Below are 10,338 nucleotides of genomic sequence, written 5' to 3' on the forward strand. Positions count from 1 at the left end.
TACACTACAGCTTTCATCTATCACTTCTCTGTATAAGTCCAATAACTTAGAACACTTGGTAAAAACTTTCGAATAAAATAACGTATCCCTCTTTAATCAGAATATACTTCATACTCTCCGCTTCGACCTGTAAGTTATGCTGAAAAAATTGTATAACTGAATTTAGTCAACTGACGTCCCAAGACTAAGTTTGTTATCACTAAGAGAATGCGAGCTACAGCATGCAATTTAAAGTAGATACTGTTGAAAAATGGCATACGAAATCAGCAAGTTGCATGTATCTACTTAACAACTAATCATAGCGTTATAAACGTCATACTCTTTAAGCTTAGCTAAGCCACATATAAGAACAGAACCACCTAGCTACTAACTTTCTTCATATACTGAACGACAAATATATTCTTTATTGCTAATCATTGAAGAGTTTTATCTGTAGACTATTATCTTTCAAAGAACAGCTAATACTACTGTTTGTGATACTCTGAATTTATTGATAAATATATCTACTTGTTGATAGGTATATTTATATTAAACTCTAAACCCTTATTACTATTGACCTATATCCGGAAGTTACAGCTATATATTGTGTATTGTTATTGTAAGAACAAGGACTCATCATCCCTTGGCCGCAGGTTCAAGTCCTATTGGGGCCACCAAACTCAAACCCTTACAGGCATTAGCTTGTAAGGGTTTGAATTTGCTTAAATTTCATACAAGTGTACTGATACGATTGAAGTATGATGACTACTTTAGCTGAAAAACTGGAATAGAATTAAACCATCTACAAAACATATTGAAGAAGAATATTTAGTGACTATCATTCCTATTACCTAATGACAATCCAGCTATCAAACGTTTTAGTTTTGTAGAAGTTGAAATCGTAAATAATCAATCTTATTAAATAGTTAGTATGATTTTAGACATAAAAAACCCTCCCAACACTATAGTCGATCCACTATAAAATAAATACAGCGATACGAGGTACATTTTGTGCCGCCTCTGTCTGCGTAGGCACAGCAAGCAAGAAGAATGTAACCCATATCGCGTAGTTGTACCTCTTTTATTTAGGACTGACTATATAAAATATACTCTCATCCAAAATCAAAAATCCATCGTTGCTGAAAGCATAAATGTGCGCGGCTCACCTAAAGCAAGATCATTATAATGTGCCGTTGTCCAATAGGCTTTATTCATCACGTTATCGACGCGTGCTCGAATGGTGAGAGGTGTTTGATTAACAGAAGTGATATAACGTGCGCCAAGATCGTATGTGGTGTGACCTGGTAACGACTGTATATTATCATTTTCAAGGTATTGTTTAGACACAGTATTTGCATTCGCTGTTAGCGTTAAATTTTCTATAAAGGGCAAATCCCACTCTGCCCCAATTTTCGAGTACCACTTTGGAACACCTGCGGCTTGATTGCCTTCATTAACACCATCATTTGTTTTAGTTAACTTCGCATCAATATAGGTAATACCACCCATCAAGCGTACGCTTTCAGCAGGCGACCCAAAGAACCCCCACTCTACACCTCGATTACGCTGTTCACCAGCATAAGAGAAAACATTAGTATCTGTGTCGGTATAACTATTGGGTTTTTCAATTTCGTAGAGACTAAGGGTATGAGCAAACTCGCCAAGATCCATTTTTATCCCTATTTCTTTTTGTTTGGTTTTATAAGGAGCAAATATTTCACCCGAGTTTTCTGCACTTGTTGGTGCTGTAGCGCCTTTACTTAGCCCTTCTATATAGTTCGCATACAAAGAAGTCTGATCCGTCATCTTTATAAGAAACGCCACTGACGGCGTTATAGCGCTTTCATCATACTTAGTACCTGAGGATAAGGCACCTCCCGTTTGTTCTGTTGCTAGCTGCTGATACCGAGCACCTAAGGTGAGTTGGTATTTATCCTGATCAAACGATAAGGTATCTGCAATTCCGTAGCTAGTTAAACTTGTGTCAGTCGTCAATAACAGCGGTGCGTCAAAATTTAGGCTAGGAGTTTCCCATACTGGATTATAAATATTAGTGTCATATGTATAAGTGGCGTCAAAGTACTTAGCATTTAAATTGTACTCTTCATTGTAACGGGTAACATTCGCCGCAAGCTGATGCTCAATAGCTCCTGTCGAAAAATTGCTGTTCAGCCCTACTTCCATAGAGACTCTTTCATTATCATCAGCAACGTATCCAATCGTCGTATTTATATCTCCGTCAGAATTATATACCTGCGCTTTTGCTGCACTGAGTCCTTTATACTCCATTTTATTAGCACCTAAGGCGGCATAGACAGTCGTTTGATCAGTCACATCGAAATCACCGCGTGTGATTGCGCCTTTTGTTTTAGTATCATAAAAAGCCCAGCTTGGGTTCAATAACGTATCTGGATCTGGTGCACTAGGAATATCAACTCCTGATGCTACTGTGATACCTCGAGTCGGCCCATCGACATGTTCTGTCGTAGCATAAAGGTCAGCTGAAATTCGCGTACGTTCGCCTTTCCAGTCTAATGCAAGAGAGCCTACTTTAGCTTCTTTATCCTGGTCATTAACCGCACTTTCACCATCTCTATAAGCACCGTTTACTCGAACACCAAACTGCTTATTTTCACCGAATCGGCGACCGATATCCAGGCTCCCACCAAGCTGTGAGTCTGATATGTACTTAGTTGTCAATCGAGTGAGTGGTTCATCACCTGCTCGCTTAGTCACTAGATTCACAGAGCCTCCTACGGAGCCGTTAGGTGACATGCCATTAAGCATCGCTGATGGACCTTTCAACACCTCAACACGCTCAAACATCTCAGGTGAACTACGGTAATAAGGTGCCATACCAGTCAATCCATTCACTGTCACATCGTTACTATTCGAAGCAAAACCACGGATAGAATAGCTTTCAAGGTTTTGCCCACCTGCACCACTGGTATAAACAGATGGGTCTGTTGCTGTAATAATCTCACTGATATCTGCGGCTTGCTGATCCTCAATAAATTTCTCAGTATAACTAATGGCACTAAATGGCGTCTCTAAAAAGTCTTTGTTTCCCAAAAACCCAGCATGGTTGGTATAGGTTACTTGCCCTCCAGAATAGGTTTGACTATCGTTGCCTTCAGCCACTACTGTTATCGCTGGTAGTGTGGCAGTTGGTATTTCTTGGTTTCTTCCTGAATCTCTACTTTGCTGTTCGATCTCTAGTTCATTCACTTGCTGGCTGCTGGTCAGGTTGCTACCTTCCTGTGCATAGGATGATGGCACGCAGATAAATACTGTCCCAGCAGCTATACCTAATGACATCGCAAGCTTTGCCGATATAATATGATTAAGAGCGAAAGACGGTTTAGTCTGTGTCGTCCATTGTTTAACACTACTTTTATGATTTAGCTGCTGAAGTTGATACATAAAAACATCCTCTTATTTTAGTAAAATACAAATACGAATAAAAACACAAATGATAATCATTAATAATTTTGGATAAAAAAATATCTTATTTTTCATTTAATTATTTACTGGCTTTACGTTCAAAACCTCTTTCGTTTTAGAATACATCTATGAAATTGACGGATAACCTTTGAGGACATCGTCCATGATGATGTTTAATGAGGTTGGACTAGCTGCTGCTATATACCACGCATCTGCATCAACAAAAACGACATGACCATCTTTCCATGCTTTTGTTTGACTTAATAAAGGATTGCTAATGTCATCAGGGCTTATAACAGAGCGGCACTCCATAACAGCGGTACGGTCCACAATATAAATAATATCTGGATCTACCTGCTGTATGAACTCGCTAGAAATAGGCTGCCCATGTAGGCTAGTTTCTACCACGGTACTAGCAGGCTTAACACCCAAATCATTAAAGATAAAACCATAGCGTGACTGCACACCAAAATTGCTAAAAGCTCCGTTGTTATGTAAAACAACCAATGCTTTTTCTGGACGGTTTTTTGTGAAGTTCTGAATCTCTTTGACTCTTGTATCTAATTGCATAGCCTCATCTTCCGCCAGCGCTTCCTTATCAAAAATACGACCCAGTGTTAACAGGTGATTTTTGACATTGGCTATATGTTGCTGATGGCTGTTCTTAAAATTCACATCAAAATGTAGGGTTGGTGCAATCTCTGACAGCTCTTGATAATGAGCGGCATGAAGTGGCGTCATCAAAATAAGATCAGGGTGCAGTGCATGGATATGTTCCATATTCGGTTGCACAATAGCGCCTAAATCTTCTACGCTATCATCATCTTTATACTGAGCAAGAAAGTGAGGTACATAATCTTTCACCATGCCTGCAATTGGCACATCAAGCTGATCTAAAAAATCCGCTTCGTTCATATCCAGTACAGCGACACGTTGCGGGCGATTAGTAATAATAGTCGTACCCATCTCATGCTCGACGATAATAGGTGTTTCTAGTGCTTGTACCGTCTGCACAGATTGCGTAGATGATTTTTCGCATCCTTGCAGTGGAATAGCTACCGAAATAGCCAGTACACAGACCCAAAAGCTTTTTTTCAAACTCATACTCTTACCCCTGATAAATTGAAGTAGTTGCACAAGCAACCACGTTCATTACGAATAATTTCAAAATCAAGATCGTATAGCTCACTTAAATTAGTTTCTGTCACAACCTGTGCAGAGACTCCGCTGAAGCTAAGCGCACCATTTTTTAGAGCTACGATATGATCTGAATAATTGACCGCAAAATTGATATCGTGAATCACCAAAATTACCGTGCGTTCCTGTTCATCACTTAAACGACGTAAGGCTTGCATGATCTGCACAGCATGTTTCATATCTAGATTGTTCAAAGGCTCATCTAATAACAACACGTCCGTTTGTTGCGCAATAGTCATCGCCAAAAAAGCCATTTGACGCTGACCGCCACTCAATTCATCTAAATAAGCATGACGTAAAGACTCTAACGCTAAAAAATTAATCGCCTCATCAATGACTCGTCGATCCTCTATCGTCAAAGAACCACGACTATACGGAAAACGTCCAAAAGAGATCAGCTCCTCCACTGTCAATCGTAAATTAAAGCCCGGGGATTGCCGCAGTGTGGCCACATGATGAGCATATTCAGAAGTACGCATTTCATTGATTTTTCGACTATCAAGTGATACATAGCCACTACTGGGCTCTAATAGCCTAGCCATCATCATCAATAAAGTAGACTTACCTGCACCGTTAGGACCTATCAATGAGGTGACACGCCCTTTTGGAAACGCTAGAGAGACATCTGATAGCACGGATTTTTTGCCATAACTTTTATGGAGGTTACTAACGGTAATCATATAATCCCTCTAGTACGAACAGTCAATGCCAGAAAATAGATACCACACACTAGATTGACAAGAATACTGACACTGGTTTTATAGTTAAAAACATGCTCAACAAAAATTTGAGCCACTAAAAATACAGCTATAGAGACCGCACAACCTATAGGTAATGTGACTTTATGCTTACTACTTCCTGCAAGCGCATAAGCTATATTGGCAATAAACACACCCATAAATGCCGTGGGACCAATCAAGCTAGTTGACACAGCGACGAGAATGGCAATCAAAGCCAAATATAACTTGACGTATTTAGCATGGTTGATACCAAGTGACATCGATTGCTCACGACCGAGAGCCATCACATCTAATACAGGTAACGTCTTACGACTTAACCATAGCGCCGTTACTACTGCTAGTACGCCACACCAAACCGTTTCGGGATTGGCTCTATTAAAAGAGGTATAGCTTAACCCTTGAAAAACCGAAAACTCACCTGGACTGATACGAAGTTGAATAAACTGTGTGACCGTACCAATGACCATTGTCAAAACCAGACCAAATAGCAGCAGCATAAAGACATCGCTTTTGCATCGAGGTAACAGCAAATGATGCAGTGCCCACGAATACACCAGCATCAACATGATGGATACGATGAAATTACCACTGACGCCTAACATCAGTAGCCCATTCGTACCCATAACCAGGAGCAACAGCGCTTGCCATAGCAGATAAACAGCCTCATATCCCATAATTGAAGGCGACAAAATACGGTTGCCTACAATGGTTTGAAAGACAATGGACGAAACAGCTAAACAGACACTACCAAGTACAATAGTTACTAGACGCATGAAGCGTTTCGGAATCAAATAATCAAAATCTAAACCTGAGCCTATCAATAAAAAAATAATTGCTAAAATGAGAATAAGTAGAAGCATAGTCCACATTTTTACCGCTTGACTCATCTGACACCCCTCATAATCAACATGAGGAAAATCACACCGCCCACCCCACCAGCAGTAAGCCCAATAGGGACCTCGAAAGGATAAATAATGACTCGCCCAAAAATATCACAAATAAGAAGCAAACAAGCACCGCTCAGCGCAACGACAGGTAATGTTCGTGATAAATTCTCTCCATATTTCAAAGCGACTAAATTAGGAACAACAAGGCCAACAAAAGGTATCGCGCCAATAGTAATAACCGATGCCGCGACGGTCACCGACACTAAAATAAGCCCCAATGCGGCTGTCGCAGCATAACGCAATCCTAAACTGGCCGCCATTTCCTCACCCATGCCCATTACCGTGAAACGATGCGCATAAAAATAAGCCAATACAATGATGGGCAAAATAATATAAATAAGCTCATATTGACCTTGCACAACCCTTGAAAAATCTCCTAACAACCAGCCTTGCATACTTTGTAAAATATTATGCTGATAGGCATAAAACTCAGCTATCGAACTCAGCACACTGCCATACATCAACCCAAGTACAGGAATCAGTACGGAGTTTTTGAAAGTAATACGGCTTATAATAAAAATGAAGAGCAGGCTCGCTGCAAAACAAAAGAGCATGGAAAATAGCATTTTATTGCTAGTGCTAGCACTAGGAAGCAGCGTTAGTGAGACTAAAATACCAAGCTTGGCTGCATCCAAACCACCTGATGTGGCAGGTTCGACGAACTTATTGCGCACAATGTGTTGCAAAATAACGCCACTGACAGACAACCCTACCCCTGTCAGTATTAGAGCAATAAGCCGTGGTATACGGCTCGCCGTTAAAGTTAACCACGCATCGCTTGAAAAATTAAAGAGCGCTGCAATTGACACCTGCTTTGAGCCCAGCATTAGAGAAGCAGCACAGAGCAAAATGAGTAACAAAAATAGTGAGCGCATTATTGAAACTCTTCTAACTTATATAAATACGAATGACTTTTTACTCTGCGAAATACCATCACAAGTCTATAAAATGATTTGCTAGGAATTTTTTCATTAAAGTATAAATGAGAATCAATCATACTATGCTTGTTTGAATAGATACGTTGAATATAGGGTGAAACTGGGAAATTGTACGGTGAATAAGGGAACTTATGCAGAATAGCATCTAACCATTTTCTAAAGTTAAAAAATTAGATAAACTCAAGCACAGCTTGAGATTGGCGTAAATTACTCACCTTTAATCAAGGCTTATTTAGCGTATTTTAGAGAATAGTAGCAGCTTGACATAAATAGTCTGACTAGATAAGTTGTGTGGGTGTGACGCCATAAAATTTGGCGAATGCTTTGCTGAAATTACTAGGATCATGATAGCCAACATACCATGCCGTCTCTTGAACACTTTTATATTCATCTAACAATAAACGCATTGCTTCCTGCATACGTAATTCACGAATAAAGCAGCCTATTGTTCTGCCCGTTTGTTGTTTGAACTGTTGTTTTAGATAGCATTCGTTTATACCCACTCGTTGAGCCAGCAAGGAGATTGTTAGCTTATGCTGGTACTCTTGGCGAATAATATCAACGGCGTGATCAATTGGACTTTTTTGGTTTATTAGTCGGCCAGATTTGTCCTGAATACCAAGCATATCTTGACAGAGAAGCAGCGCTTGACTCTCTAAAATCAGGCGATCACTTAAAGTGTAGCAAGGCAGTGAGAGAATATAAGCTGCGCGAGCAAGTAGCCTTGACTGGTTTGATAAACGAACTTGAATCATTTCAGGGTCTTGATCGTCAGCTGGCAATAACCAAGCCGGCAAATCGAAGCTTTCTGCCCAACGTGACAGTAGCTCTTGATTAAAATCGATTGATACCACATGGCTATTTATGGATGGTTTCTGCAAATACTCAGTATCGGTAGTAGAGTTTATATCACCAAAATCTCCTGATCGTCGCCAAATTTGCTGCGAGTGAATGTATGTATCGGTAGGTAAATTACTAGCATGTAAAGTATAGTTCGCATCTACAATCAAATGCATGCCAACATCACAAGAAAATGGTGCAGCGGGTTCAACCACAGGTTGCTGATCAGTGATGCAGTTTCGACCAAGCACAATACCGTTATGCAAGCTCAGCAAGTCACCGTAACCAGAGCTACCATCGTAAATTGGACGTTTAATCAAATAATCAGAATCAGGGCGATCAAAATTCCAATATTTGGTCTGATAGTGGTCATAAAATGTGTTCAAGTCTGCCATAAAAATATAATCACGATGCTTTAGTATGTGGTTTAAGTGAGTAGAGAATAGACGTTTTATTACATATCCAGATAAAACAGGTTTACTTGAATGAGTAGTTAGTTATTAACTATTGAAGTAATCATAGCATTATTCGCAATAAACAATCATTTTAATGTAAATGATTATCAATTAAACATAAATAGCTGGAACTAATATATCAGGATGAAGCAATAATGAGCCTACTTATAGCCAACATAAAAAATGAACTGGATGATATTAAAGCATTATGGAAGCCTACTGATATTGCAAAATTTAATCAGTTGACCGTCAAGCTGGCCAAACTGAAAGGCGAATATGAATGGCATAATCATGAACATGAAGACAAGTTATTTCATGTACTGTCAGGGCAGTTATTTATTATATTACAGGACAAAACTATAGAGGTTAATGCTGGCGAAGTGGTCGTTATTCCTAAGAATACTAACCATAAACCTCATGCACCGACTGAGGCTAGCGTGATGTTTTTTGAGCCTTTATAAATCAAAACCTGCACTTGGTGATAATTCTAATAATCAGTTAACGAAATCAGCACATGTAAGATAATGTCATAACATACTGTTTAGTTGAGATACATCTATATGATATAGGATGAACCAAGCGATTTTTAGATGAATAACATTTATTCAAAAACTAAATAGTGAATTATATTAGAATTCATCATGTGTCAAACCTCTTATTTTCAGACACTCTAAAATACAAATTATCGCGATTAAACGGTATCACCGTCACGTATTTTATGGATAAAAAAACACCCTTTAAGCTATATTTTATATAGCTTAAAGGGTGTTTTTTTATCCATACTCTTATGTGGTGGAGTCGCTTAAAATTAAGGTTTGATCTAAAAATATAACGCCCTCCCTTATTGACTATTTTCCAATACTATCCTGCTGTACGCTGATTCTGAACTCATCTGGTTCCGAATGCTACTAAAAGCTCTAACTAATAAAAACAGGGGAATGCTAAAAGACTTTCGTTAGACAAACAATCGTTCATCAGGTCTAGAAAATAGCTGTTTTTTTAGTCGCTATAATGAACTCAGCAGCAAAAAATGCAGTCATTCCGGCTCAAGTTAAAAACCCATAAAAAGACATATCAATGAAACTCTCAAAAATACTCATAGCGCTTCCGTTGTCATTACTCTCTGTTAGCGCTATTGCAGGTACGGCCGATGTCAATGGTAGTACCAAATGCACCATCATTGATTCTATTATTAAAAATAAAGCCATCGTAAAAGCTTGTACTTACGAGGATGCTATAGGAGGAAGTATGAGTTATGCCATTAGCCAGCTGAATTTCAAACTCTCTAATGGCAATATTTACTGTACCGTGGATAATGCGACGTTTGACTTTAATACAAGTGGAAAAATACAAAACTTAAAAGAGACTATCTCACTCAGTGAAGATTTAATCAATTTGTATCACCAAGAATTATATCGGCTGCTCTATCCGCAATCATAATCGTAGGAGCATTAGTATTACCATTGATGAGTGAAGGCATTACTGAAGCATCAACTACACGTAGACCTTCAACACCTTTCACCCTTAGCTTTGGATCAACTACCGCATCATCGTCACTACCCATTCTACAAGTTCCAATAGGATGGTAAACCGTCTCTGCATAAGAACGTATAAAATCATCGATATCAGAATCCTCCGCATTATGATCAATCAACCCTATACTTTCTCCCAATATTCCTTTGAAAGAGGGTTGTTGTAAAAGGTTAAGAGTCATTTTTACTGCATTACGAAGAATAGTAAGATCTTCGTCTTCCGGATCAGATAAGTAATTCGCAGTAATACTAGGATGTACATTAGG

General features: G+C 39.0%; 9 protein-coding genes. 2 read left to right on the forward strand and 7 right to left on the reverse strand.

What is annotated here, in order from left to right; all coding sequences use genetic code 11:
• Positions 1–1,101 precede the first annotated feature (1,101 nt).
• The 6 genes from ACT3QQ_RS12900 to ACT3QQ_RS12925 form a co-directional block, all read right to left on the reverse strand.
• Positions 1,102–3,402, reverse strand: coding sequence for a TonB-dependent receptor (locus ACT3QQ_RS12900; RefSeq protein WP_444528299.1), 2,301 nt, complete (start codon positions 3,400–3,402; stop codon positions 1,102–1,104).
• Between the two features lie 147 nt (positions 3,403–3,549).
• Complete coding sequence (locus ACT3QQ_RS12905; RefSeq protein ID WP_444528300.1) at positions 3,550–4,527, reverse strand: siderophore ABC transporter substrate-binding protein; 978 nt, start codon at positions 4,525–4,527, stop codon at positions 3,550–3,552.
• Entirely contained in the window at positions 4,524–5,300 is a 777-nt protein-coding gene (locus tag ACT3QQ_RS12910; protein ID WP_444528301.1) for an iron ABC transporter ATP-binding protein, read from the reverse strand. The genes ACT3QQ_RS12905 and ACT3QQ_RS12910 overlap by 4 nt, the downstream gene beginning before the upstream one ends.
• A complete protein-coding gene (locus ACT3QQ_RS12915; RefSeq protein ID WP_444528302.1) occupies positions 5,297–6,247 on the reverse strand; it encodes an iron chelate uptake ABC transporter family permease subunit in 951 nt (316 codons plus the stop codon). Before ACT3QQ_RS12915 ends, ACT3QQ_RS12910 begins: the two co-directional genes overlap by 4 nt.
• Positions 6,244–7,182, reverse strand: a complete 939-nt coding sequence (locus tag ACT3QQ_RS12920; RefSeq protein WP_444528303.1) for an ABC transporter permease — start codon at positions 7,180–7,182, stop codon at positions 6,244–6,246. Before ACT3QQ_RS12920 ends, ACT3QQ_RS12915 begins: the two co-directional genes overlap by 4 nt.
• A 341-nt stretch (positions 7,183–7,523) precedes the next feature.
• Positions 7,524–8,480, reverse strand: coding sequence for a helix-turn-helix domain-containing protein (locus tag ACT3QQ_RS12925; protein WP_301466038.1), 957 nt, complete (start codon positions 8,478–8,480; stop codon positions 7,524–7,526).
• 215 nt (positions 8,481–8,695) lie between these two features.
• Between ACT3QQ_RS12925 and ACT3QQ_RS12930 the strand changes: the two genes are divergently transcribed.
• Positions 8,696–9,001 carry a cupin domain-containing protein gene (locus ACT3QQ_RS12930; RefSeq protein ID WP_444521397.1) on the forward strand — a complete coding sequence of 102 codons (306 nt, stop codon included), beginning with the start codon at positions 8,696–8,698 and terminating at the stop codon, positions 8,999–9,001.
• A gap of 616 nt (positions 9,002–9,617) precedes the next feature.
• Positions 9,618–9,980, forward strand: coding sequence for a hypothetical protein (locus ACT3QQ_RS12935; RefSeq protein ID WP_444528304.1), 363 nt, complete (start codon positions 9,618–9,620; stop codon positions 9,978–9,980).
• Here the strand turns inward: ACT3QQ_RS12935 and ACT3QQ_RS12940 are convergent.
• On the reverse strand, positions 9,931–10,338 hold a 408-nt coding region (locus ACT3QQ_RS12940; protein WP_444528305.1), incomplete at its 5' end, for a GMC oxidoreductase. The genes ACT3QQ_RS12935 and ACT3QQ_RS12940 overlap by 50 nt on opposite strands.

It is taken from the genome of Psychrobacter sp. AOP7-A1-24 (genome assembly GCF_052376235.1).
Lineage (GTDB): Bacteria > Pseudomonadota > Gammaproteobacteria > Pseudomonadales > Moraxellaceae > Psychrobacter.